The organism is Conexibacter stalactiti, assembly GCF_033542075.1.
Taxonomy (GTDB): domain Bacteria; phylum Actinomycetota; class Thermoleophilia; order Solirubrobacterales; family Solirubrobacteraceae; genus Conexibacter; species Conexibacter stalactiti.
Genome location: NZ_JAWSTH010000224.1, coordinates 1 through 1,412 on the forward strand (window position 1 = coordinate 1; position 1,412 = coordinate 1,412).

Consider the following 1,412-nt stretch of genomic DNA (forward strand, 5'->3'; position numbering starts at 1 on the left):
GCGCTCGCGGCGCCGCCGCTCGCCGCGCCGGCGCTCGCCACGGCGGCTGTCGCGCCGGCGCCCTCCCGCGCGAACCGTGCGGCCGCCGACGCCGCTCGTCTCCTGCGCGCGGGGCTGCTGCCGCTGTTCGTGCTCGCGATCGGGCTGCTGGAGGCGCTTGCCGCGAGCGGACGGCCGGCCGGCTTCTACGGCAGCGCGACGACCGCCGAGCGGCTGGCCGGCGCCGTCGCGCTGGCGCTCGCGTTCGTGCCGTACCGGCGCTGGCCGCTGGCGAGCGTCGCCGCCGCGCTGACGGTCGTGCTGGTCCGCTACGGGGTGACCGACGACCTGATCGGGCTCGACCTGCCGACCTGCCTGGCCGCGTTCGTCGCCGGCGGCTACGTGCGCCGGCCCGCGCTCGCGCTCCTCGGCGGCGTCGCCGCGGCCGCGGCCGGGATCGCCGCCAACGCGCTGATGCTCGGCTGGGCCGGCGCCTTCGACCCGCTCGCGGCGACGGTCGTCGGCCTCACGATGACGACCGCCGCGTGGGGCACCGGATTCGCGGTCCGGCGGCGGATCGCGGAGGCGGCCGAGCTGCGCGCGCTCGCGGCGGCCGAGGAGGCGCGCCGGGCACGTCAGGTCGCGCTGGCGCTGACGGCCGAACGGCTCGGCGTCGCGCGCGAGCTGCACGACCTCGTCGGCCACGGCCTCGGCTCGATCGCGTTGCAGACGGCTGCCGCCGAGCGCCTGCTGCCGCTGCGCCCCGCCGACGCGGCCGCCGCGATCGACGCCGTCGAGACCGCCGCGCGCGGCACGCTGCGCGAGCTGGAGCAGCTGCTGGCCGCGCTCAGCGACGAAGCCGCGGACGGCAGCGGCCGCCCGCGCGACGGCGCGGAACGCGGCGACTCGGTGCGCGTGAGCCCGGCGCCGTCGCTCGCCGAGCTGACGCGGCTGCTCGACGGTGCGCGGCGCGGCGGGCTGACGATCGCGTGCGAGCTGCGCGGCACCGTCGCCGCGGTTCCGCCCGGCCAGTCGGCGGCGGCCTACCGGATCGTCCAGGAGGCGCTGACGAACGCGCGCAAGCACGGCGACGCGGCGCGCGAGGTGCGTGTTCGCGTGGTGTGCGCTCCCGGCGGCGTCGAGCTGGAGGTGCGCAGCGTGCTGCACTCAGCTGCGCGCCGCGCGAGCAGCGGACGGTTTTCCACCCATGCGGTGGACAACTCGCCGGTGCTCGCGGCGGCGTCCGGCGAGGGTGACGCAGCGACGCGTGGCGCCGGCGGCTTCGGCCTCGTCGGGATGCGCGAGCGGGCGCGACTCTACGACGGCACGCTCGACGCCGGGCCGGACGGCGCCGGCGGCTGGCTGGTGCGCGCGCGGCTGCCGCATCCCCATCCGGCCGCCGCAGCCCACCCGGCCGGCACGCCGCCCCGGCC

General features: G+C 79.5%; 1 protein-coding gene. It reads left to right on the plus strand.

Annotated features, from left to right (window positions below; all coding sequences use genetic code 11):
• Positions 1-1,412: sensor histidine kinase (locus R7226_RS31445; protein ID WP_318601514.1), on the plus strand; the 1,412-nt coding region annotated here is incomplete at both ends.